Source organism: Brevundimonas sp. (assembly GCF_003248455.1).
GTDB lineage: Bacteria > Pseudomonadota > Alphaproteobacteria > Caulobacterales > Caulobacteraceae > Brevundimonas.
Map to the genome: position 1 here is coordinate 26043 of NZ_QFNM01000016.1, position 22380 is coordinate 48422.

Annotated in this window: 20 protein-coding genes; 10 read left to right on the forward strand and 10 right to left on the reverse strand. The window is 69.7% G+C overall.

The features are described 5' to 3' along the window. The first annotated feature begins 23 nt into the window (after positions 1–23). The 7 genes from DI624_RS07780 to trxB all read left to right on the forward strand — a co-directional run bounded on the left by DI624_RS07780 (position 24) and on the right by trxB (position 5238). Entirely contained in the window at positions 24–1238 is a 1215-nt protein-coding gene (locus DI624_RS07780; protein WP_291537216.1) for a hypothetical protein, read from the forward strand. Between the two features lie 80 nt (positions 1239–1318). Then, positions 1319–1519 carry a cysteine protease gene (locus DI624_RS07785; protein WP_291537217.1) on the forward strand — a complete coding sequence of 67 codons (201 nt, stop codon included), beginning with the start codon at positions 1319–1321 and terminating at the stop codon, positions 1517–1519. Positions 1520–1586: 67 nt separating this feature from the next. Continuing rightward, positions 1587–2252, forward strand: coding sequence for a glutathione S-transferase (locus DI624_RS07790; RefSeq protein WP_291537218.1), 666 nt, complete (start codon positions 1587–1589; stop codon positions 2250–2252). Between the two features lie 54 nt (positions 2253–2306). Next, positions 2307–2507 (forward strand): hypothetical protein, encoded by a 201-nt coding sequence (locus DI624_RS07795; protein ID WP_291537219.1) that lies wholly within the window; start codon positions 2307–2309, stop codon positions 2505–2507. Between the two features lie 142 nt (positions 2508–2649). Then, positions 2650–3123, forward strand: coding sequence for a transcription elongation factor GreA (gene greA, locus DI624_RS07800; RefSeq protein ID WP_291537220.1), 474 nt, complete (start codon positions 2650–2652; stop codon positions 3121–3123). A gap of 50 nt (positions 3124–3173) precedes the next feature. After that, a complete protein-coding gene (locus DI624_RS07805) occupies positions 3174–4142 on the forward strand; it encodes a mitochondrial fission ELM1 family protein (RefSeq protein WP_291537221.1) in 969 nt (322 codons plus the stop codon). 88 nt (positions 4143–4230) lie between these two features. Then, the gene (trxB, locus tag DI624_RS07810; protein WP_291537222.1) at positions 4231–5238 is read left to right on the forward strand and encodes a thioredoxin-disulfide reductase; all 1008 of its coding nucleotides are present in this window, start codon (positions 4231–4233) and stop codon (positions 5236–5238) included. Positions 5239–5310: 72 nt separating this feature from the next. On the opposite strand, the gene DI624_RS07815 is transcribed toward trxB, so the two are convergent. From DI624_RS07815 to DI624_RS07830, 4 genes are all read right to left on the reverse strand, one after another. Then, on the reverse strand, positions 5311–6270 hold the full coding sequence (locus DI624_RS07815; protein ID WP_291537223.1) for an aldo/keto reductase: 960 nt from the start codon (positions 6268–6270) through the stop codon (positions 5311–5313). 70 nt (positions 6271–6340) lie between these two features. Continuing rightward, positions 6341–6748 (reverse strand): response regulator, encoded by a 408-nt coding sequence (locus DI624_RS07820; protein ID WP_291537224.1) that lies wholly within the window; start codon positions 6746–6748, stop codon positions 6341–6343. A gap of 63 nt (positions 6749–6811) precedes the next feature. After that, positions 6812–8749, reverse strand: coding sequence for a PAS domain-containing protein (locus DI624_RS07825; RefSeq protein ID WP_291537225.1), 1938 nt, complete (start codon positions 8747–8749; stop codon positions 6812–6814). Between the two features lie 80 nt (positions 8750–8829). Further along, positions 8830–10020 (reverse strand): cell wall hydrolase, encoded by a 1191-nt coding sequence (locus DI624_RS07830; protein WP_291537226.1) that lies wholly within the window; start codon positions 10018–10020, stop codon positions 8830–8832. A gap of 236 nt (positions 10021–10256) precedes the next feature. On the opposite strand from DI624_RS07830, the gene DI624_RS07835 reads away from it, so the two are divergent. Beyond that, positions 10257–13508, forward strand: a complete 3252-nt coding sequence (locus tag DI624_RS07835; RefSeq protein ID WP_291537227.1) for a PAS domain S-box protein — start codon at positions 10257–10259, stop codon at positions 13506–13508. A 67-nt stretch (positions 13509–13575) separates the two neighbouring features. Here the strand turns inward: DI624_RS07835 and DI624_RS07840 are convergent, their stop codons facing one another. Beyond that, the gene (locus tag DI624_RS07840; RefSeq protein WP_291537228.1) at positions 13576–13932 is read right to left on the reverse strand and encodes a DUF6481 family protein; all 357 of its coding nucleotides are present in this window, start codon (positions 13930–13932) and stop codon (positions 13576–13578) included. Between the two features lie 242 nt (positions 13933–14174). Continuing rightward, entirely contained in the window at positions 14175–14357 is a 183-nt protein-coding gene (locus DI624_RS07845) for a hypothetical protein (RefSeq protein ID WP_291537229.1), read from the reverse strand. Between the two features lie 515 nt (positions 14358–14872). Here DI624_RS07845 and DI624_RS07850 point away from each other — a divergent pair. Next, on the forward strand, positions 14873–15949 hold the full coding sequence (locus DI624_RS07850) for a cell wall hydrolase (protein ID WP_291537230.1): 1077 nt from the start codon (positions 14873–14875) through the stop codon (positions 15947–15949). Positions 15950–15966: 17 nt separating this feature from the next. On the opposite strand, the gene nadC is transcribed toward DI624_RS07850, so the two are convergent. Genes nadC through nadA form a run of 4 tightly spaced genes read right to left on the reverse strand, consistent with a single transcriptional unit; the run spans position 15967 to position 20317 of the window. Continuing rightward, positions 15967–16824: a carboxylating nicotinate-nucleotide diphosphorylase gene (gene nadC / locus DI624_RS07855; protein ID WP_291537231.1), complete on the reverse strand. Its 858-nt coding sequence runs from the start codon at positions 16822–16824 to the stop codon at positions 15967–15969. Then, on the reverse strand, positions 16821–18341 hold the full coding sequence (locus DI624_RS07860) for an L-aspartate oxidase (protein ID WP_291537232.1): 1521 nt from the start codon (positions 18339–18341) through the stop codon (positions 16821–16823). Before DI624_RS07860 ends, nadC begins: the two co-directional genes overlap by 4 nt. Continuing rightward, the gene (locus tag DI624_RS07865; RefSeq protein WP_291537233.1) at positions 18338–19183 is read right to left on the reverse strand and encodes a site-2 protease family protein; all 846 of its coding nucleotides are present in this window, start codon (positions 19181–19183) and stop codon (positions 18338–18340) included. The genes DI624_RS07860 and DI624_RS07865 overlap by 4 nt, the downstream gene beginning before the upstream one ends. Before the next feature lie 54 nt (positions 19184–19237). Continuing rightward, a complete protein-coding gene (gene nadA / locus DI624_RS07870; protein WP_291537234.1) occupies positions 19238–20317 on the reverse strand; it encodes a quinolinate synthase NadA in 1080 nt (359 codons plus the stop codon). A 541-nt stretch (positions 20318–20858) separates the two neighbouring features. On the opposite strand from nadA, the gene ilvA reads away from it, so the two are divergent. Beyond that, positions 20859–22373 (forward strand): threonine ammonia-lyase, biosynthetic, encoded by a 1515-nt coding sequence (gene ilvA, locus DI624_RS07875; RefSeq protein ID WP_291537235.1) that lies wholly within the window; start codon positions 20859–20861, stop codon positions 22371–22373. Positions 22374–22380 lie beyond the last annotated feature (7 nt).

A 22380-nucleotide genomic window follows, 5' to 3' on the forward strand; every position in this document is an offset into this window, starting at 1 on the left:
GAACATCGTTCCGGGGAATCGCCATGAGCCTCAAGTCGCTGTCCTTCGCCGCCGTCCTGCTCGCGACACTCTGCTCATCGCCCGCCCTGGCCCAGATGGGGCCGCCCCAACCCCTCCCGGCCGAGGCCCTGGTCGATCCCGTCGATCCGGCCAAGGCGGCCTGGCTGCGCGCGCACACGGTGATCGACGGCCCGGTTTCGGGCGGCCTGACCTTCGCCCTGCCCGACCGCTTCTACCGATCGAAACTGATCCTGCTGGGCGAAAGTCACGGCGTCGCCGCGCCCCAGATTCTGGACTTCGAACTGCTGCGCCACCTGAACGACCGGATCGGCCTGACCGACTATGTGGCCGAGGTCGATCCCGTCCAGGGGGACCGACTGAACCACTATCTGGAGACCGGAGACGCAGCCGCGTTGGATCGGGTCTTCGATCACTGGTCCCGGGCGGGCGCCCAATGGGGCAACACCGCCTTCGAGGACAAGGTGCGCCGCATCCGGTCCCTCAACCAGACCCTGCCGGCCGAACGCCGCATCCGCTTCATTGGCATCGACGCCATTCAGGACTGGCTCCTGGTCGGCGAATGGCTGACGAGCCAGGGACGCGACGTCGATCTGTCTAGCGCCTCGAACGCCGACAAGGCGCGCGCCGCCCTGGCCGCGCTCGACGGCCTGGACGGCCCGGCTGTTCCGCGATTGCGGGGCGTGCTGGAGCGGGTGGCCCAGGGCCGTGATCGCGAGTCGGTCATCTTCGAGACCTACGCCCAGGCTGTCCGGTCGGGCGAATTGGGCGGGCGGCCGGCCTATGGCCTGTGGGGGATGTTCCACGCCATGCAGGGGCCGGTGAACGGCGCACGGCCCTTCGCGGCGCGCGTGCGGGAATCCGACCTGCCGACGGCCGACGCCGTGGCCACCCTGGTCGTCCTGTCGCTGGACTCGGCGGTGCAGATTCCCGTGCCGACGCCTGAGGGCGTGCAGCGGATGCGCCTGGACAAGTTCAACATCGACGGCCCCTTCGTCATGGTGAGGGGCGCCTCCACCCTGCGCGCCGCGTCCGAGCCGGGACGGATCACCTTGTTCGACTCTGCCGCGCCCGGCTCGCCCTTGACCGGCGCCGACTTCCTGAAGGTTCAAACCTCGGTCGGTCAGAACTTCGACCTCGATCCCGGCGCCGCCCAGGGTCGATACGCCCAGTATCTGGGGGTCTTCCGAAACTCCGACTGGGCGCCGCCGCGCGAATAGCGGACCACGATATCGCCCATGTCGTCGCAGTCTAGAACGCGCGGCGGGTTGCAGCGTTAGGTTTGCGAAGGAGAAACATCATGATCCGCAGACACAAGCTCGTCCCGCTCATCGGCGGCCTTCTGCTGTCCAAGGGCGGCCGTCGCGTCGCCGGGCGTCATGCCGGCAAGCTGGCCCTCGCCACTCTGGCCTACGAGGTGTGGCGCAACCGCCGCCAGGGCGCCCAGCAGAAGCTCCGCCCCGAGCCCCGCACGCGCTGGAGCGGCAGGGCGCCCCGCTGATCGGAAAGGCTGACCTGACGTCAGTCGGAAACCGCGTTAGGATGGGCGCCGAAACGCGGAGATCGCCATGATCAAGGTCCATCACCTGAACGACAGCCGCTCCCAGCGCGTCCTGTGGCTGCTCGAGGAGTTGGGGCTGGACTACGACGTCGTCCGTTACGAACGCAATCCCGGCAGCCGGCTGGCCCCGCCGGAACTTCTCGCCATCCACCCGCTGGGCAAGTCGCCGGTGATCGAGGATGGGGCGATCACGGTCGCCGAGACCGGCGCCGTGGTCGAATATCTTTTGGAGACCTATGGCCAGGGGCGGCTGCGTCCGGCGCCGGGTTCGGAGGAGGCCCGCCGCTTCACCTATTGGCTGCACTATGCGGAGGGCTCGGCCATGCCGCCGCTGCTGCTCAAGCTGGTGTTCACCATGCTGCCCCGTCGCGCCCCGGCGCTGATGAGGCCGCTGGTCAAAGGCGTGGCCGCCAAGGCCCTGGCCGGTTTCGTCGATCCGCAGCTGCGCGCCCATGTCGACTTCTGGGAGGCCGAGCTGGGCCGATCCGACTGGTTCGCGGGGGACCAGTTCACCGCCGCCGACATCATGATGAGCTTCCCGGTCGAGGCGGGGGCCGACCGCGCCTTCGACGCAGAAACCAAGCCGCGCCTCAAGGCCTTCCTGGAGCGGATTCACGCCCGACCCGCCTATCGGCGCGCCCTGCAACGGGGTGGCGAATACAGCTATGCGTGATCGGAACGTGATCGGCTGATCGCAACCGGGCGCGGCGCCGGACGTTAACGAACCATGCGCCTTCAAACCATTCAGATCATCGCCGGGCTCGCCGCCGCCGTCGCCTTCGTCCTGGCCTTCATGGCCGCAGGAGCCGCGCTGGTTTCGGGCTTGTTCATGTTCACCGGCCTGGCCGCGATCGGCTGGCTGGCCTACAGCCTGATCAAGGGCGTCCTGCGCCGCAATCCCAAGACCGAACCGCCCGCGCGCGCCTGACCGGGTCCGAAACAGGGTGACGGTCTTGATTTAAAGGCGGATCGCCCCTAGTCTTGATGCCCGGCCGCGCCCGCCCCGCGGCCTTTTGTGTGCCTACTCCGCGTCTTTCCAGTCTCCGGGCGAACAAGAAAATCACGACACAATGGAAAAAGTGCCGATGACGGCCGAGGGCTATCGCGTCCTCGACGATCAACTGAAGCAATTGAAGTCGGTCGAAAGGCCCAGCGTGATCGCGGCCATTTCCGAGGCCCGCGAACACGGCGACCTGTCCGAGAACGCCGAATATCACGCGGCCAAGGAACGCCAGGGCTGGATCGAGGGCCAGATCGCCGAGATCGAGGACAAGATCAGCCGCGCCCAGGTGATCGACGTGTCCAAACTGTCGGGCGACCAGGTCAAGTTCGGCGCCACCGTCACCGTGGTCGACGAGGACACCGAGGAAGAGGCCCGCTATCAGATCGTCGGCGAACACGAGGCCGATGTGAAGAAGGGCAAGATCTCCATCGCCTCGCCCATCGCCCGCGCGATGATCTCCAAGGAGGTCGGCGACGTGGTCGAGGTCAACACCCCCGGCGGCGTCAAGGCCTACGAAATCCTCAAGGTCGAGTGGAAATAAGCCGCTCGGCGCAAGACCTTCCGTCTCCCCCTGCGGGGGAGGCGGAACAGATGCCCGCCCCCCTTTCCATCTGGGTCGTCTCCGACGGCCGCGCGGGCATCGAGAACCAGGCCCTGGGCCTGGCCGAGGCGGTCCAGCGCCTGACGCCGGCCGAGATCGCCACCCGACGCATCCGCTGGCGCGCGCCGTTCGACCGCCTGCCCTCCGCGCTGAAGACGCGGGCCATGCTGGCCCCCTCGGACGCCATCGACGCCCCCTGGCCCGATCTTTGGATCGCGACGGGCCGCGCTGCGCTGCCCCTTTCCACCCGCATCAAGGGCTGGAGCGGCGGTAGGACCTTCGTGGTCCAGACCCAGGATCCGCGCTGGGCCAACGCGCGCTACGACATGATCGTGGCCCCCGCCCACGACGGCCTGTCCGGCGACAATGTCTTCGAGATCACGGGTTCGCCCCACCGCATCACGCCCGACAGGATCGCCCAGGCCGCGCCCGCCTTCGCCGATCGGATCGCCCCCCTGCCCCATCCGCGCGTCGCCGTGCTGGTGGGCGGAAAATCCAAGACCTTCGACCTGACGCCCGCCCACGCCGCCGACCTGGCCGACCGGATCGCGGCGGCCGTGCGGACGGCGGGCGGCTCTCTGATGCTGACCTTCTCGCGCCGCACGCCGGATGCGGCCAGGGCGGCGATGACCGCGCGCCTGGCCAAGGTCCCTGGCTGGATCTGGGACGGGACCGGCGACAACCCCCTGTTCGCCTTCCTGCATTTCGCCGACCATGTCCTGGTGACGGAAGACAGCGCCAACATGGCCGCCGAGGCCGCCTCCACCGGCAAGCCGGTCCATGTCCTGCCGATGATCCCGCTAAAGCCCGCCGGCAAGTTCGCCCGGCTGCACGACGACCTGCGGTCGCGCGGCGCCGCCCGGCCGTTCGATGGGACGCTGGCCGCCTGGACTTACGAACCGCTCGCCGAAACCGACCGCGCCGCCCAGGCCGTGCTGGAGGCGATGCGGGCGCGATAGGTTCGATCGCCCCGCTCGTCATCCCATCGGCCTGGGCCTCGGACGAGACCGGCATCGCGCAAACGGGAATCACCGCCTAAATAGGGCCATGACCCAAGTTCGCACCGTCCGCGTCGCCATCATCGGTTCCGGCCCCGCCGGCTGGACCGCCGCCATCTACGCCGCCCGCGCGTCCCTGAACCCGGTGGTGATCGCCGGCCTCCAGCCCGGCGGCCAGCTGACCATCACCACCGACGTCGAGAACTATCCCGGCTTCGCCGACACCATCCAGGGTCCGTGGCTGATGGAGCAGATGCAGGCCCAGGCCCTGCACGTCGGGACCGAAGTCATCCACGACATCGTCGTCTCCGCCGACCTGTCGCAACGCCCGTTCCGGCTGAAGCTGGACGGCGGGGAGGAGATCCTGGCCGAGACGGTCATCATCTCCACCGGCGCCCAGGCCAAGTGGCTGGGGCTGGAGAGCGAGGCCGCCTATCAGGGCTTCGGCGTCTCGGCCTGCGCCACCTGCGACGGCTTCTTCTATCGCGGCAAACAGGTCGTGGTGGTCGGCGGCGGCAACACCGCCGTGGAGGAGGCGCTGTTCCTGACCAACTTCGCCTCCAAGGTCACGGTCGTCCACCGCCGCGACGAGTTCCGCGCCGAGAAGATTCTGCAGGACCGCCTGTTCGCCCATCCCAAGGTCGAGGTGATCTGGAACGTGGCGGTGGAGGAGATCGTCGGCGTGACGGACGGCATGGCCCGGAACGTCTCCGGCGTCCGGCTGAAGAACGTCCAAGACGGCTCCACGACCGAAATCCCCGCCGACGGCGTCTTCATCGCCATCGGCCACGCCCCGTCGTCGGAACTGTTCAAGGGCCAGCTGGAGACCAACGCCGGCGGCTATCTGAAGGTCAAACCCGGCACGGCCTCGACCGCCATCGAGGGCGTATGGGCGGCCGGCGACGTGACCGACGACGTCTATCGCCAGGCCGTCACCGCCGCCGGCATGGGCTGCATGGCCGCGCTGGAAGCCGCCCGCTTCCTCGCCGAGGAAGACCACGCCAAGGCCCGCCACCCGATCAGCCACGCCGAAGCGGAGAAGATCGGGGTCTGGTAGAACCCGCTTGCCTCTCCCTCCCCTTCAGGGGAGGGTGGTCGCGTTGCGACCGGGTGGGGGCGGCGCAAAGCCTCAGTAAACCGACGCCTCCGTCAGCTCCGCCACATCCGCCGCCGACAGCTCCAGCGTCGCCGCCTTCAGCGTATCGGCCAGCTGCTCGATGGTCGTGGCGCTGACGATCGGCGCCGTCACGCCCGGCTGGGCCAGCAGCCAGGCCAGGGCGACCTGGGCGGGCGTGGCCTCGTTTCTCTGGGCGACGGCGTCCAGCACGGCCAGAATGCGCACGCCGCGCTCGTCGAACTTGCCCTTCAGCATCCCTTCCCGCTTGGTCCCGACGATCTGGTCGGCGGTCTTGTATTTGCCGGTCAGGAAGCCGCTTTCCAGGCTGAAATAGGTGATGACGCCCAGACCTTTCTCGACCGCCAAATCTTGCAACGGCCCTTCGAACGTCGCGCGGCTGTAGAGGTTGTAGTGGGGTTGGAGCGTCGCATAGGCGGCCAGGCCCTCGCGCTCCGAAACGGCCAGGGCCTCCGCGACCTGTTCGGCGGAATGGTTGGACGTGCCGATGGCGCGGACCTTGCCGGCCTGCACCAGCCGGTCCAGGGCGCGCAGCGTCTCCTCCTGCGGCGTGTTCGGATCGGGCCAGTGGGTCTGGTACAGGTCGATATAGTCGGTCTGGAGCCGGCGCAGGCTGTCCTCGACCGCCTTTTCGATCCAGGCGGGCGACAGGTCGTTATGGCCCTGGCCCATGTCCGAGCCGACCTTGGTGAAGATCTTGACGGCGTCGCGGCCGCCCCGCGCCTTCAGCCATTCGCCGATGATGGTTTCGCTCTCGCCGCCCGAATGGCCTTCGACCCAGCGGGAATAGGCGTCGGCGGTGTCGATGGCGTCGAACCCGGCTTCGACGAAGCCGTCCAGCAGGGCGAACGACGCGGTCTTGTCGGCCGTCCAGCCGAACACGTTGCCGCCGAAGACCAGAGGCGAGACATCCAGTCCGCTGCGGCCGAGCGCACGTTTGGCGAGGGTGTTCATGAGAAGCTCCGTTTTCGGGGAGCTCTGGACATAGGCCGCATCGGGGCGACCGCAACCGCCGAGGCGGCGATCAGCCGAACAGTTGCAGCCCGGGGGGCGCGTATTCCACGGGCTGGCCGTGGCGACGGCGCAGGGCGTAATCGACGGCCGTCTCGACCGCCTGTTCGTCGGTCGGCTTGGACAGGGCGCCGATGGCGCCGGCGACGCCTTCGCGCACCATGCCGGGGTTGGCCGTCATGAACAGGACGCTGACGCCCATATCCTGGCCCAACTCGCGACCCAGGGCGATGCCGGTGGGCCCGTCGGACAGGTGGATGTCGACCAGAGCCAGATCGACGTCGTTCTCGCGCACCAGATCGCGCGCGGCCCGCGCGGTCGCGGCCACGCCCACCACCTGGTGCCCCAGGTCTTCCAGGATGAATCGAAGCTCCATCGCCACCAAGGCTTCGTCTTCGATGATGAGGATACGCGCGATCATTAATCAGGCTTGTGCTCGGAAGCGGACATAACGCGATAAACGGCTCGGAGTTTCAACGAAAGGCTAATTAGCCGCCATTATCGCCGCGCGGCGCCTCGACAGGGCGGCATCCGGCAGATCGACAATGACCTTCAGCCCGTCCGCGTTCCATTCGCGATGCAATTTCCCGCCCAACTGCCCTTCGACCGACAGGGTCGCCAACGAAGAGCCGAAACCCGAACGGCTGGGCGGTCCCTGGACCGCCGGGCCGCCGCGTTCTGTCCACGTCAGGAGGAAGCGATCCGCCTGCCGCGCCGTGCTCAGGAAGACGATTCCCGCCTTTTCCGAGAGCGAGCCGTATTTGGCGGCGTTGGTCGCCAACTCGTGGAACAGCAGGGCGACGGAGGTCGCCGCCTGGTCGTCGAACACGGCGTCGTCGCCGCTGATCAGCACGCGCGGCTCGCCCGTGTCGTCCGCATAGGCCTTGAACAGGTCCGCCAGGAAGGAATGCAGGGTGGTGTCGCCGACCGTGGTCTTGGAGGTCTCGGTATGGGGGCGCACGAACTCGTGCGCGCGGGCCAGGGCGGCGATGCGGGTGCGCAGGGAGGCGGAAAAGCCCTTGGCCTCGGGATGCTGCCGCGCCGACAGCGCCACCAGGGCCGTGATCACGGCGAAGATGTTCTTGATGCGGTGGCTCAGTTCCTGGCTGACCAGTTCGCGGCCCTGCTCCAGCCGCTTCAGCTCGTCGATGTCGGTGCAGGTGCCGAACCAGCGGGTGATCCGGCCCTCGTCGTCGCGAATGGCCACCGCCCGCGCCAGGGCCCAGCGATAGCCGCCGTCGTGGTGCTTCAGCCGGTATTCGATCTCGTAGGGTTCTCCGGTCTCCAGCGAACGGCGCCAGGCCGCCCAGGCGCGCGGCTGGTCGTCGGGGTGGAGGATGTCGTTCCACCCCTCGCCGTCGGTGGACCCGACCGGAACGCCTGTGAACTCGTACCAGCGGGCGTTGTAATAGTCGTGAAACCCATCGGGCAGGGTCGACCAGACCATCTGCGGCATGGCGTCGGCCAGGACGCGAAACCGCGTCTCGCTCTCGCTGAGCGCCCGGGCGGTTTCGGCCAGGTTGGTCTCGATCTGCTTGCGTTCGGTGATGTCCACGGCGACGCCGGGCAGACGCACCGCCGCGCCGGACCGATCGTATTCGGCCTGGCCGCGCGCCAGGACCCAGCGCGTCGTCCCATCGACGACCAGCCGGTATTCGCTGACGAAGCCCCCCTCCCCTTCCAGCGCGCGTTGGATGTCCTGGGTCAGGCGGGGGCCGTCGTCGGGATGGACGCTGGCGCGGAAGAGGTCGATCGGCGCGCCCTGGCGGGCGACGGCGGGATCGACCCCGTACATCCACGCGAACCGCTCGTCGGCGACGACCCGATCCGCCGCGATGTCCCAGTCCCAGGCGCCGACATAGGCCGAAGCCTCGATGGCCAGCCTGGCGGCCTTTTCGCTGCGATCCCGCTCCAGCAGGGCGCGGCGCAGTTCCAGCTGGCTCGTGACCTGTCCCGCCAGGGTCGTGAGCGCCATCTCCTGCAAAGGCGTCAGCCCTTGCGGCCTCGGCTTGGCGTCCAGGACGCACAGGGTGCCGAGAGGCAAGCCTTGCGGGCTCTTCAGCAGGCGGCCGGCGTAGAAGCGCAGGTGCGGCGCCTCGGTCACGAGCGGATTGCAGGCGAAGCGCGGATCCTGGGCGGCGTCCGGGACGACCATGCCGTCCTGTTCAAGCAGGGCCTTGGCGCAGAAGGACGTCGCCAGCGGCGTCTCCCGCACGCCCAGCCCCCTCTCGGCCTTGAACCACTGGCGGTCCGCGTCGATCAGATTCACCACGGCGATCGGCGCCTGACAGATTTCGGCGATGAGGTTCACCACATCGTCGAAGGCGACCTCCCGCTCGGTATCCAGCACCCCGTAGCTTCGCAGCGCCTCGAGGCGCTCATTCTCGTCCCACGAGGGCCTGTGGGTGTCTTGGCGGGTCAACAGTCGTCCTCGTCGATTCCGGTCGGGCCTGGCCCGGCTTCATCAATGCCCCGACCCGCCAGGCCGTTGCAAATGCGAAATCAATTGGCCGGGCGCCCGACTTCCTCCACCGCCATCGTCGTCACCCCGGCCGGCGCCGCCTGCGGGGCGGCCTGCGGCGCGGGCTTGGCCGGATCGACGGTCAGGCGGGCGTTGATGGCGGCGACCTCTTCGCGCGTCGGCAGACGCCGTCCGCCCAGACTGGCCACGCCGACGACGCGTTGCCTGCCGTCGATCTCGACGGTGCGGAGAGCGGCGTCCTTGGCCGGCGTCGCGGGCGCGTCGGGATCGGGGCCGCCCGTCGCGGCTCCAGCCGCCGTCAAGGCCCGCGGCCGCGAGAAGCGCGCCTCGTCGATCAGCGGCTCGCGGCCCTTGTAGACGTTCCTGAGGGCGGCGGTCTCGCCATAGACGCCCTTCCAGCGATAGAAGATGTGCGCGCCGATCTGAGTGACCTTGGCCACCGTGGGGGCCCACCAGGGGCGCACATAGTCGGCGTGATAGTGGGTGGCGGCGCCGACCTCCTGGGCCACGGCGCCGTCCAACGCCTTTTCCGCCACGCGGCGCGCGCGCTCCCACGCCCAGGGGACCGGGGCTTGGGCCAGGGAGCCGTCGCAGGTGAAGCTGAACTGGCAGCCGGTGGTCCGCTCCGCCCCCTCGAACACCACGCCGCAGACGGTGTTGGCGTAGTTGGGATCGCGCACGCGGTTCAGCACCACCTGAGCCACGCCCGCCTGGCCGCTGTCCGGCTCCAGCGCCGCTTCGAAATAGACGGCCTGGGTCAGGCAGCGCAGAGCGCGGCGGCGATCCTCGGCGCTGCCCTTGAAGACGAAGGGCTGGGCGGGGCGCACCACGCCGAAAGCCGGCGACAGAACCGCGTTCAGGCGCTGGGCCTCGAGCCCGCTCTTGCCCGGCTCCAGGCCCGGCTTGCCGGCCAGGGTCAGGCTTTCCCAGCCGGGCGTCAGCCCGTAGAGGGCCGGTTGCCGCAAACTGGGATCGTGGCGCAGGGCCTCGGCCAGCTGGGCGGGGGTCAGGCGCGCCTTGATCGCGGCCAGGCCCTGGACGCCCAGGTCGCCGCCGGTGACGCGCGACACCGCCTCGGCCGTGCGGTCCGCATCGGGGCGCACGCTGGATCCTGCGGCCATGGCGACGCCCAGCACCGCGCCCGCCGCCGGCAGGGCCGCCGCCGAACGCCGCAGCGTCTTCCACAGGGTCTTCCAGGACGACAGTGTCATTCAAAGTCCAAAGCGCGTTCGACAACGCCGCCGACCGCCAGGGGTTCGCGCTCCTAGCCGCAAACCTGGACCATTTTCCGGCGATCTGACGATCAGCGATACGGGGGCGCGTCCGCCGCGGCGCGCAAGATGGGGTGGCCGCGCGCGATCCACGGTGTAAAGCTGTCGGCCGTTCGCATGGTCGGGCGTATCTTGGGATGCGGAAGAAGATGGGCGAAAAGGCGTCGTCGGGGCGTATGGCGACGATCGACCGATGGCTGGTCGGACTGACCCGGCTGTCGACGCCGTCGGTGATCGGCCGCCTGGCTGTCGGCGCGGGCTTCGCCGTCGCCGCGCTGATCGGGCGAGCCGCATTGTCGGCCGTTTATGGCGAGGTGACGGGCTTTTCCATCCTGCTGCCGGCGGTCAGCCTGGCGGCGCTGGCGGGGGGCTGGACGGCGGCGCTGGCGGCGCTGGCGGTCTGCATGGGCGGGGGCTGGGCGATCCTGGGCCTGACCACCACAGGCGAGGACGGGGTTCTGAGCGCCATCGGCGGGGTGGCCACCGTCAACTTCGTGATCGTGGGCCTGTTTACGGCCGCGGTCAGCGCAGCGCTGCGCGGGGCGCTTTTGCGCGTCAGCGAGAGCGAGACCCGGTTCCGCCACCTGGCCGACACCACCCCCTGCCCCATCTGGCTGCGCGATGCGCAGGGCGCGTTCGAATTCGCCAACGCCGCCGTCGTGAACCTGCATGGACTCGATCATACGTCCCTGTCCGGCGACGGCTGGCGAAGCGCCATCCACCCGGACGACGTCGCGCGCGTGGACGCCATGGAGGCCGCGGCGTCGAGGGACCGCGCCCCCTATGCGTTCGAGGCCCGCGTCCAGAGTTCGGATGGCGGCTGGCGCTGGATGCGGGCGATGGTCCAGCCGCGTTTCGACGGCCAGGGCCGGTTCCTGGGCCACACCGGCATTTCCTTCGACGTGACCGACACCCATGAGGCGCTGGAGGCCTCGGCCAGGGCCGAACGCCGTCACGCCTTCCTGCTGGACCTCAGCGACCGGCTGCGCGACCTGACCGATCCGATCGCCATCATGGCCGAGGTCGAGGGCGCGCTGGGCCGCCTGCTGGAGGCCGACCGGGTCGGCTATGGCGAAATCGACCAGGCCGCGGGAATGGTGTCCATGACCCACGACTGGACCTCCGGGGTGGCCAGCGCCCAGGGGCGGTTCGATCTGCACGCCTTCGGAGAGGGTCTGATCGCGGACCTGGCCGACGGCCGCACCATTCAGATCGAGGACGTGCGCGACGACCCCCGCACGGCCGCCGTCTCCGACGCCTTCGAGGCCATCCAGACCCGCGCCCTGATTCGGGCGCCGTTGATCCGCGGCGGGCGGTTGCGCGCCTTTCTCTATGTCCACGCCTCTCGTCCCCGCGTCTGGACCGAGGCCGAAGCCAGCCTGGTCGAGGAGGTCGCGGCCCGCACCTGGGCCGAGATCGAACGCGCGCGCGCCGAGAACGAGACCCGCGAAAGCGAACAGCGCTTCCGCGCCATCGCCGATACGGCCCCGGTCCTGATCTGGGTGACGCGCCAGGACGGCGGCCGCAGCTTCGTCAACCAGGCCTATGTCGAGTTCCATGGCGCCGACTACGAGACGGCGCGCGACCTGGACTGGCTGGCGATGGTCCATCCCGACGACCAGGCGCGCATCCTGGCGGAGTCCGTCGCCGGAGAGGCGTCCAACGAGCCCTTCTCGCTGGAGGCGCGCTATCGGCGGCACGACGGCCAGTGGCGCTGGCTGAAGTCCTTCTCCCGCCCGCGCCTCAGCGGGTCGGACGTGGCCGGCTTCGTCGGCGTGGCCTTCGACGTGACCGAGATGCGCGTGGCCCAGGCCAAGCTGGAGGAATCCGAGAACCGCTTCCGCACCGTCGCCGACAGCGCCCCGGCCCTGATCTGGATGAGCGACGACGCGGCCCAGCTGACCTTCGCCAATCGCCGCTATCGCACCTTCTTCGGCGTGACGGGCGAAGCCCACCTGCCCGACAGCTGGCGCGGCCTGGTGCACCCCGACGACGAGGGGGTCTTCTCGGCCGCCTTCATGCGCGCATTCGGCGCGCGCGACCGTTTCGAGGCGCTGACCCGGATCGAACACCCCTCCCTGGGTTCGCGCTGGCTGCGGACCGAGGGCGTGCCGCGCTTCGACGCCTCGGGCGTGTTCCAGGGCTATGTCGGGGCCTGTCTGGACGTGACGGACGCCAAGCGCGCCGAGGACGACCTGAAGCGGATCAACGAACTGCTGGAGGAACGGGTCGACGAAGCCCTGATCGAAAAGGCCCAGGCCGAGGCCCAGCTGATGCACGCCCAGCGGATGGAGGCGGTCGGTCGGCTGACCGGCGGGGTGGCGCACGACTTCAACAATCTGCTGACCGTGGTGATCGGCGCCCTGGACATGATCCTGCGCAGCGACGATCCGGCCAAGCGCAGGAAGCTGGGCGAGGCCGCCCTGGCCGCCGCGCGCCGGGGCGAGAGCCTGACCCACCAGCTGCTGGCCTTCTCGCGTCGTCAGGCGCTGAGGCCCGAGCCGATCGACCTGAACGCCCTGATCCGCGAGGGCGAGCCGCTGTGGCGCCGCGCGGTCGGCGAGACGGTCGACTTCAAGGTCCGGCTGAAGCGCGGCGGCGCACGCGCCAATGTCGACCCCGCCCAGTTCGAAGCGGCCCTGCTGAACCTGATCGTCAACGCCCGCGACGCCCTGGGCGACGTGACGGGTCCCAAGGGACGGGGCGGCGCGCGCATCACGGTCCAGACGCAAGAGGTCGAGGTCGCGGCCGGCGAGGTCGCCGAACTGGCGCCCGGCCGCTACGTCTGCGTCGCCGTGATCGACAACGGCCAGGGCATGTCGCCCGAAATTCTGGATCGGGTGTTCGAACCCTTCTTCACCACCAAGGGCGTCGGCAAGGGCACCGGCCTGGGGCTGAGCCAGGTCTATGGCTTCGCGCGCCAGTCGGGCGGCGGGGTCCAGATCGTCTCGGCGCCGGGACAGGGCGCCGAAATCCGCCTGTATCTGCCCCCGCTGTCGCCCGACGACGTCGGTTCCGACGGCGCCGGCGCCGTCAAGGCCGACGCCCGCCGGATCGAGGGCGGGCGGGTGCTGCTGGTCGAGGACGATCCGGGCGTTGCGGCGGTGGCGTTGGAGATTCTCAAGGAGCTGGGGCTGGAGGCGGAACTGGCCGAGAACGGCCAGGAGGCCCTGCGCCTGCTGGCCGGGGCGGCGTTCGACATCATGTTGACCGACGTGGTCATGCCAGGCGGCATGAGCGGGGTGGATCTGGCGCGCGCGGCGGCCCGGGCCTGGCCCGAACTGCGGATCGCCCTGATGTCGGGCTATGTCGGCGAAGACGTGGACGAGGTGCTGGCCGACATTCCGTGGCCGCTGCTGCGCAAGCCCTATTCCTCCGAACAGCTGCGCGATCTGCTGGAACAGTTGAAGACCGCGCCGGCCGCCTGATCGGCGCAAAGAAAAACGCGCCGCAGGGCCTGCGGCGCGTTCATCTGTCGAAAGCCGGGGACGGCGCCTATCTGCGCGCCTTGCGCGCGGCGTAGCGGGCGTCGCGCTTGGCCTTCTGTTCTTCCTTGGTCAGTTGCTTGCGGGCCTTGCGGTCCGCGCGCTTGGAGGCGTCGATCTCTTCCTGGGCGGCCATTTCGGCGGCCAGCCGGGCGGCTTCCTTCTCGGCCTTCTCGCGACGAAGTTCGGCCTTGGCCAATTCGTGCTGCTGGCGCAGGGCTTCCTTTTCGGCGGCCCGCTTCTCGGCCAGCCTGTCGAATTCGGGGTCGGGCGCGGCGGCCTTGGGCTTGAATTTGGCGAGCAGGGCCTTCTTGGCTTCCTGCTGGGCGGTAATGCGGTCGGAGAATCCGGTCTTCAGATCTTTCATGCGAAAGCGTCAGGGTTCCTTGTGAGCGGCCAGGGGCGGCCGTCGGGGATCTGGCGGCGAAGAAAGGCGCGGCCAGAAGCGGGGCGCACAAAGCCGATATGCGGGCGGAAATCAAGGTTCGCCGCGATGAAATCGACCGCGGGCGACGTTTGGTCGGGCGCGGCGGCCCGACCACCACACCAGATAGGCGCGATCCGTCCGACGGCAAGGGCCGCCGTCGGACGGATCGCTGGGCGGCGGCCCTAGTTGGGCTTTTGCGAGTGGCCGACGGCCGTGCCGGCCGCGCCGCCCACGGCGGCGCCGACAGGGCCGCCCACCACGGCGCCCGCGACCGCGCCGCTGGCGGCCTTCTGTTCGATAGTGGTTCCGCAGGCGGCCAGGGCCAGGGTTCCCAGGACGGCGGCGGCGGTGATGGCGATCTTCATGAGGCTTTTCTCCAAAGGCCACGCTTCAACGCCGCTCGCTGCATCGCGGTTCCGAATCCTGACCTCAAGTCGCGAATTACGCGCTCTGTCACATTTCACAACCGACAGGCCGATCGTTTTTAGTCGTCGACATCAAAAACGCCTACTGGACTTCAAGTCTTCATGTAACCCAATACAGTAAAGATGCGTTCGATTGCGGCCTCGACGCCCGGTTTCCGCCACATCCTCGGCGGCTGCTGAAAAATACATAATCGCTTCTGTCGCTTAACCGCAAGATTGCGAATCGACCACATTGCCGCCATAAAAGGCTGGCTATAGGCCCGTCCTCGACGCCCGGGCCAGTGAGCCGAGCGCCGGATTTTGCAGGCTGGAAAGCGACCGTCAGCGTCGCCCGGCCGGCAGGACTACCCCCGGGGGCCGCGTTTCTCGCCCTGCTGAACAGGACTATGTCGTTGTCGCATTTCCCGCAGACGCGCGCACTGCTGCGCGCCGATCGTGTGGCCAGGATGAAGCCCATGACGGCAGCCGCGGCGTTCGGAGGTCTGGTGGGTCTGGCGATCGGATGCGCCTATGTGGGCGGCGTGGCTGCGCGCGCGACGACGCTGCGCGCCCAGGCCGAACGCATCCAGGGCGCCACCGCCGCCGGCTTCACCGAAGAAGCCCTGGCCGCCGCCGCCGGCGGTCTGGACGCCAGCGCCCTGACCATCGCGCGTCGGCACGATCCCTACACCAGCGCCGGCTCCGCCCAGCGCGACCGCCAGTCCGAACTGCTGGCCGCCCGTCTCGAACAGCTTCGCGCGTCGAACGGTTCCAATCTTCGTCGCGCCAGCCTGACGGCGCCTGACCCAGCCCGCCCCTTCCGCATGGACCATGCGCTGGACGCCAGCCGCGACCTGGATTGCCTGACCCAGGCCGTCTATTACGAGGCGCGCGGCGAAGGCGCCGACGGCATGAAGGCCGTGGCCCAGGTGGTCCTGAACCGGGTCCGCCACCCCGCCTTCCCCAAGACCATCTGCGGCGTGGTGTTCCAAGGCGCCGCGCGCAGCAGCGGATGCCAGTTCTCCTTTACCTGTTCCGGCGTGATGCGCGGCCGCGTCAACGCCTCGGCCTGGAACCGCGCCCGCGCCGTCGCCTCCGGCGCCCTGTCCGGTTCGGTCTTCGCCCGCGTCGGCTCCGCCACCCATTTCCACACCACCAGCGTCGCGCCAGGCTGGCGGTCGTCCCTGGTGCAGGTCAGCCAGGTCGGCAGCCATCTGTTCTATCGTTTCGGCGGCCGTACGGGGAGCGCGAACGCCTTCACCTACGCCGCCCGACCTTCGGTCGAGGCTCAACGGCCGCGCCTGGTCCAGGCCGGCCTGAACCCGGTGGAGACCGCCCGCCAGGCGGGCCAGGCCGTGGCCTATTCGCTGGTCCTGGCCCAGGAAGGCCTGAACCCGACGACCGCCCGCGCCCCGGCGTCGCAGCCGCGCCCCGCGGCCGCGCCTGCCCCGACGACGACCCGGGCGGCGAGCGCGCCGGCCGCCCGCCCTGCACGTCCAGCCGAAGCCGCCGCCAAGGCCGAGGTCGCGGAAGCCGCAGCCACCCCCGCCTGACCGGCGGGGACGGCGGTTCAAAGCGCGTCCAGACCGATGTCCAGATTGGGCGCCGAATGGGTCAGGCCGCCCACCGAGATGACGTCGACCCCCGTCTCGGCGACGGCGCGCACCGTGGTCAGATCGACCCCGCCCGACGCCTCCAGCACGATCCGGCCGCCGACGCGCCCGACCGCCGTGCGAAGATCGGCCAGGCTGAAGTTGTCCAGCATGATCACGTCCGGCGCCGCGCCCTCGTCGATCAGGGCCAGGACGGCGTCCAGCTGGTCGAGGCCGTCGACCTCGACCTCGACCTTCATCAGATGCGGCGCGAAGGCCCGCGCCCGGCGCACCGCCTGGGCGACGCCGCCGCAGACGGCGACGTGGTTGTCCTTGATCAGTATGGCGTCGTCCAGGCCGAAGCGGTGGTTCATCCCTCCGCCGCAGGCCACGGCGTGTTTCTCCAGCGCGCGCAGGCCGGGCGTGGTCTTGCGCGTATCGGCGATGCGCGCGCCGGTTCCGGCCACGGCCTCGACATAGGCCCGCGTCAGGGTCGCCACCCCCGACAGCCGCCCGACCAGGTTCAGCGCCGTCCGTTCGGCCGACAGGAAGGCTCGGGCGTTCGCCTCGACCACCGCCAGCACCGCGCCGGGGGCCAGGGCCTCGCCGTCGTTCAGGCGCAGATCGACCTGGGCCTGCGGGTCCAGGGCCAGCACCGACAGCCGTATGGCCTCGATCCCCGCCAGCACCCCGGCCTTGCGCGCGACGAAGGCCGCCGTCATCCGCGCATCCTCGGGGATGCAGGCCATGGCGGTGACGTCCCCCGCCCGGCCCAGGTCCTCGGCCAGGGCCAGGCGCACGACCGGCTCGACCAGGATGTCGGGCAGTCGCCTCATTCCGCCGCCTCCATCGCCGCCGGGCGGGCCAGCCGGACCCGCGTGTGCTCGGCCCGAGCAGCCGTTTGCGGATAGTCGGCGCGGTAGTGGCCGCCCCGGCTCTCCCGCCGGTCCAGCGCCGCCTGGGCGATCAGGCGCGCGGCCAGCAGCGGCGCCGCCGGGCCGTACTCGGCCTGCAGCCGGTCGATCAGGGCGATCAAGGCCGCCAGTCCCTCGGCCGTCCGCACCACCCCGGCGTGGGCGGTCATGGCCGCGCGAAGTTCGGCCATCGCCGGTTCGGGCAGGTCGGGCGCGCCCTGGGCGGGCAGGGACCGCCCTCCGCCGATCTCTCCGGCCGCCGCCTGGCCGGCGCGCCGTCCGAAGGCGCAGGCTTCGAGCAGGGAGTTGGACGCCAGCCGATTGGCGCCGTGCACCCCGGTCGCGGCGCATTCCCCCACGGCGTAGAGGCCGGGGACGCTTGTCCGTCCGTCGGCGTCGGCGGCGATTCCGCCCATGTAATAGTGGCAGGCGGCCATGACGGGGATAGGGCTTTGGCGCGGGTCCAGGCCGGCGCGCATGCAGGCGGCGAAGACGGCGGGAAAGGCGTGGGGAAACTCGTCCCCGATGGCGGCGCGGGCGTCCAGATAGGCCCCGCGTCCGCCCATCCGCGCCGCATGGACGGCGCGCGCCACCACGTCGCGCGGCTTGAGGTCCGCATCGTCCTCAGCCCCCAGCAGGAACCGCCCCTGGCCGTCGACCAGCCGCGCCCCCTCGCCGCGCAGAGCCTCGGTGGCCAGGGGGGCGGGGTCCAGACCGACGTCTATCGCCGTCGGATGGAACTGCACGAACTCGGGGTCCAGGAGGTCCGCGCCCGCCAGGGCGGCCAGGGCCATTCCCTCGCCCTTCAGGGCCGACGGCGTCGTGGTGGCGGCGAACAGACCGCCCGCCCCGCCGGTGGCCAGAACGACCGCCGTCGCCGCGATCTCGATCCGCTTGGCGTGCGGCCCGCGCGCGATCACCGCCCCGACCACGCGGCCGTCGGCGTCCTGGGCCAGGGCCTTCAGGCGGGCGTCGTCCCAGACCTGGATGCGTTTTTCGGCCCGCACCGCCGCGACCACGGCCGACAATATGGCGCGGCCCGCGCCGTCGCCGCCGACCCTGGCCACGCGCGGGGTGGAATGGGCGGCCTCCAGGCTGACGACGAAACCGCCGTCCGCGTCGCGGTCGAACGGCGCGCCCAGGGCCGCCAGCCATTCGACGGTCTGGCGTCCCACGCCGGTCAGGGTCCGGGCCACGTCCGGCTGGACCAGGCCTGCGCCGGCCGCCTCGGTGTCGCGGGCGTGAAGCTCGGCGGAATCGACGGCCGTCAGGGCCGCCGCCATCCCCCCTTGCGCCCAGGCCGAGGAGCAGGCGTTCAGCAGCGGCTCGGGCGTGACGACCAGCACCTGCGCCCCGGCCCGCGCGGCTTCCAGCGCCGCCGACAGGCCCGCCAGGCCCGCGCCGACGATCAGCGGGCCGTCGTGTCGCAGCCGGTTCATCGTCCGACCCCCAGATAGCTCAGACCCAGACGCACCGCCCCGGCCGGGTCGCCTTCGGTCATGGGCAGCAGGGCGCCGACCGCCGCCGCCGCGCACAGGGCCAGCGTCAGCAGATACAGGACCAGGCTGCGTCCCGCCTCGGGCCAGCTCAGCGTGCCCCAGGCCGCGCGCCAGACGCCGCGCTTCAGATGGGCGAAGACCGACAGGGCCAGGAAGGCGGCCAGAATGAACCGGCCCGTCGACAGCCCCCACCAGACCACGGCCACGCCGATGACCAGCAGCACGACCTGTTCCAGTCGGGGGTGGACCCGCGTCAGCACCGGCCCCAGGGCCTTTGACCCGTCCAGCGGCGGGGCGGGAACCAGGTTCACCAGATTGAGCAGGGCGATGAAGAAGGCGCCGGCCAGCCATTCGGACTGACCCAGAACCAGGCCCACGCCCATGAAGGGGATCATGGCCAAGAGACCGAACGCCGGCCCGGCCAGGGACACCAGAACCCCATGCCATTCGCTCTTGGGCTCGCGCCGCGCCTTGGCCAGACCGCCCAGGAACGGAATGATGTAGATGCGCGCCGGCCCCATCCCGAGCCGGTTCATGGCCAGGGCGTGGCCCGCCTCGTGCACGAACAGGCCGATCAGCACCGCCCCCGCGACGATGGCGCTGCCGGTGATCCACCACAGAAAGCCGCCCATCAGGGCGGTGGAGGCCAAGACCCAGACCAGGCTCTGATCCTTGTCGACCGGCTGTTCGACGGCGGGCGCGGCGGCGGCGGGCGGGCGCGGCCCCTGGGGCTGGATGTCCCATGGGCCGGGCTTGCGGGGCGTGGTGTCGATATCGCTCATGGCGTTCAGATGGGCGTCGCGCCCGGTCCTGGCGACAGGACCGAACGCCGCGCCTCAGATCAGCTCCACATCGACGTGATGGCGCGCCTTGACGATGTCGTAGCGGGCCGGGACGGCGGGCGGCGGCAGGTCGATCATCCGCTGCACGGCCAGGCGCCCGCGTTCGATCATCTCTTCCGGCACAGTCACCTCGAACTGCATATTGACCAGGCAGTCGTGAATGTTCTGCAGGGTGATCCGCTTCATGTGCGGACACAGGTTGCAGGGGCCGACGAACTCCACGCCGGGCACGTCGCCCTTGATGTTGGAGGCCATCGAACATTCGGTGATCAGCACCACCCGCTTGGGCCTGCGCTGTTCGACATAGTCGGTCATGGCCGCCGTCGATCCGGCGAAGTCCGAGGCCGCCAGAATCTCTTCCGGGCATTCGGGGTGGGCCAGCACCTCGGCGTCCGGCCAGGCGTCGCGCATGTCGGCGATGTCCTGGGCGGTGAACCGCTTGTGCACCTCGCAATGGCCCTTCCAGGCGATGATCCCCACCGACGTCTGGGCCGCGACATTGCGCGCCAGGAACTCGTCGGGGATCAGGATGACCCGGTCGACGCCCCATTCCCTGGCCGCCCATTCCACCACCTGGACGGCGTTGGCCGACGTGCAGCAGATGTCGGTCTCGGCCTTCACCTCGGCGGTGGTGTTGACATAGGTGATGACCGGCAGGCCGGGATAGCGCTGCTTGATCAGCCGCACGTCGGCGCCGGTGATCGAGGACGCCAGCGAACAGCCCGCGCGCAGATCGGGGATCAGCACCGTCTTTTCGGGGCTCAGGATCTTGGACGTCTCGGCCATGAAGTGGACGCCCGCCTGGACGATCACCTTGGCGTCCGACCGCGCGGCCTCCTTGGCCAGGCCCAGGCTGTCGCCGACATAGTCGCCGACCCCGTGGAAGATCTCGGGCGTCATATAGTTGTGGGCCAGGATCACGGCGTCGCGCTCGCGCTTCAGCCGGTTGATCTCGCTGATCAGCCGCGCCTGTTCGGGCCATTCCAGCGGGGTGACATGGTCCTTGACCTTGGCCCACACGCCGGCGGTCTCCCGCTCCAGTTCCTTCGTCAGACCAAAGGCGCCGTCGGCCATGACCTACTCTCCAAGACCCTTATGCTCAAAGTTAGCATAAGCAGAGACAATGTAGGCCGATGGGGGACGGGCGCAAGAGGATTGTTCCGTCGGCCAGAGCCTGATCCAAGCGAGAGCATGGAACAGATCGCTCGGCGGAACGCCAGGGCGCGCGACGCCGCCATCCTATTTCTCGCGAGAAGTCGCCGAATCATCAACGACATATCGACCGCGCCCGCCGTTCTACCTACCGCCCTCCCAAACTGTGCGATGCTGCCGGGGTGTTTTCGGGAGGCGGTCGATCCGGTCGCAAGCTCATCTTCTTCGTCATCCGGCGTGTCACGCAGACCGTCAGCCGCAGCCCTTTGGGACCGCGACCGCCGCCCTGTCCGCCGTCGATTTCGGACTATTCACACTATTCAGACGGTGTTTTTCGCTGCCGGCGTGTGAAACCCACCTCGCCAGACACGCCGATTTGCGCAAGAACCTTTCGCGGTCCGCGCCGCTCGCCTACACGAACGGCTCCTTCATTTCCCAAAATCCCGCTCTTCTCGACATTTCCATGCAGGACACCATCCGCCGCATCCTCACCGCCCGCGTCTATGATGTGGCGGAGGAGACCCCGCTGGACCCGCTGCGGCGGCTGTCGGCGCGGCTCGAACGGCCCGTCCTGCTGAAGCGCGAGGACCTGCAACCGGTCTTCTCGTTCAAGATTCGCGGCGCCTACAACAAGATCGCCGGCCTGTCCGAGACCGAACTGTCGAAGGGCGTCATCTGCGCCTCGGCCGGCAATCATGCGCAAGGGGTGGCCCTGGCCGCCGCCCGCCGGAACGCCCGGGCCGTCATCGTCATGCCGACCACCACCCCCGGCATCAAGGTCGCGGCCGTGCGCGCCCTGGGGGGTCAGGTGGTGCTGCACGGCGACAGTTTCGACGCCGCCTACGCCCACGCCCGCGACTTGGAACGCCAGACCGGCGCCGCCTTCATCCACCCGTTCGACGACCCCGAGGTGATCGCCGGCCAGGGCACCGTCGGGCTGGAGATCGCCCGCCAGCACGCCGATCCGATCGAGGCTGTCTTCGTCCCCATCGGCGGCGGGGGCCTGGCGGCCGGCGTCGCCGCCATAATCAAATTCCTGCGCCCGGAAACCCAGGTCATCGGGGTCGAACCCGTCGACGCCCCGACGATGAAATCGGCCATCGACGCCGGACAGGTCGTCACCCTGAACGAGGTCGGCCTGTTCGCCGACGGGGTGGCGGTGCGGCGCGCGGGCGAGATGACCTTCGACCTGTGCAAGACCCTGCTGGACGAGATCGTCCTGGTCGACACCGACGCCATCTGCGCCGCCATCAAGGACATCTTCGACGACAGCCGCGCCATCGCCGAACCGTCCGGCGCCGTGGCCCTGGCGGGGTTGAAGGCGTGGTCGGCCGCCCATCCCGGAACCGGCGCCCTCGTCGCGATCAACTCGGGCGCCAACGTCAACTTCGACCGGCTGCGCCACGTCGCCGAACGGGCCGAGATCGGCGAGGGCGCCGAGGCCCTGCTGGCCGTGGCGATGAGGGACGACCGCGACGACTATCGCCGCTTCCTGAACACCCTCGACGGCCGTTCGGTGACCGAGTTCAACTATCGCTGGTCCGGCGACGGCGACGCCCAGATCTTCGTCGGCGTGGCCCTGCGCGACGGCCCGCACGAACGCGACGACCTGATCGAAACGCTCCGCGGCGGCGGCTACGCCGTCGAGGACATGAGCGACAATGAAACGGCCAAGCTGCACGTCCGCTACATGGTCGGCGGCCGCACCGTGGGCCTGCCGCACGAGCGCATCCTGCGCTTCCAGTTCCCCGAACGCCCCGGCGCCTTCCTGCGCTTTCTGAACAGCCTCCAGCCGGCCTGGGCCCTGACCCTGTTCCACTATCGCAACCACGGCGACGACGTCGGCCGGGTCCTGGCCGGGATCAGCGTTCCGCCCCAGGACCATGACCGCTTCGCCGCCGCCCTGGCGGAGTTGGGCTACCCCTATGTCGAGGAGACCGACAATCCCGCCTGCCGCCTGTTTCTGGACGGCGCCTGACGGCGAA

Bases quoted from the DNA above. Each gene is read 5' to 3' on its own strand.
- DI624_RS07860 (WP_291537232.1), bottom strand. From the start codon at position 18,341: ATGAACCGGCTGCGACACGACGGCCCGCTGATCGTCGGCGCGGGCCTG.
- DI624_RS07830 (WP_291537226.1), bottom strand. From the start codon at position 10,020: ATGACACTGTCGTCCTGGAAGACCCTGTGGAAGACGCTGCGGCGTTCG.
- DI624_RS07815 (WP_291537223.1), bottom strand. From the start codon at position 6,270: ATGAACACCCTCGCCAAACGTGCGCTCGGCCGCAGCGGACTGGATGTC.
- ilvA (WP_291537235.1), top strand. From the start codon at position 20,859: ATGCAGGACACCATCCGCCGCATCCTCACCGCCCGCGTCTATGATGTG.
- nadA (WP_291537234.1), bottom strand. From the start codon at position 20,317: ATGGCCGACGGCGCCTTTGGTCTGACGAAGGAACTGGAGCGGGAGACC.
- DI624_RS07845 (WP_291537229.1), bottom strand. From the start codon at position 14,357: ATGAAGATCGCCATCACCGCCGCCGCCGTCCTGGGAACCCTGGCCCTG.
- DI624_RS07865 (WP_291537233.1), bottom strand. From the start codon at position 19,183: ATGAGCGATATCGACACCACGCCCCGCAAGCCCGGCCCATGGGACATC.
- nadC (WP_291537231.1), bottom strand. From the start codon at position 16,824: ATGAGGCGACTGCCCGACATCCTGGTCGAGCCGGTCGTGCGCCTGGCC.
- trxB (WP_291537222.1), top strand. From the start codon at position 4,231: ATGACCCAAGTTCGCACCGTCCGCGTCGCCATCATCGGTTCCGGCCCC.
- DI624_RS07780 (WP_291537216.1), top strand. From the start codon at position 24: ATGAGCCTCAAGTCGCTGTCCTTCGCCGCCGTCCTGCTCGCGACACTC.
- DI624_RS07850 (WP_291537230.1), top strand. From the start codon at position 14,873: ATGACGGCAGCCGCGGCGTTCGGAGGTCTGGTGGGTCTGGCGATCGGA.
- DI624_RS07795 (WP_291537219.1), top strand. From the start codon at position 2,307: ATGCGCCTTCAAACCATTCAGATCATCGCCGGGCTCGCCGCCGCCGTC.
- DI624_RS07820 (WP_291537224.1), bottom strand. From the start codon at position 6,748: ATGATCGCGCGTATCCTCATCATCGAAGACGAAGCCTTGGTGGCGATG.
- greA (WP_291537220.1), top strand. From the start codon at position 2,650: ATGGAAAAAGTGCCGATGACGGCCGAGGGCTATCGCGTCCTCGACGAT.
- DI624_RS07790 (WP_291537218.1), top strand. From the start codon at position 1,587: ATGATCAAGGTCCATCACCTGAACGACAGCCGCTCCCAGCGCGTCCTG.
- DI624_RS07785 (WP_291537217.1), top strand. From the start codon at position 1,319: ATGATCCGCAGACACAAGCTCGTCCCGCTCATCGGCGGCCTTCTGCTG.
- DI624_RS07805 (WP_291537221.1), top strand. From the start codon at position 3,174: ATGCCCGCCCCCCTTTCCATCTGGGTCGTCTCCGACGGCCGCGCGGGC.
- DI624_RS07835 (WP_291537227.1), top strand. From the start codon at position 10,257: ATGGCGACGATCGACCGATGGCTGGTCGGACTGACCCGGCTGTCGACG.
- DI624_RS07840 (WP_291537228.1), bottom strand. From the start codon at position 13,932: ATGAAAGATCTGAAGACCGGATTCTCCGACCGCATTACCGCCCAGCAG.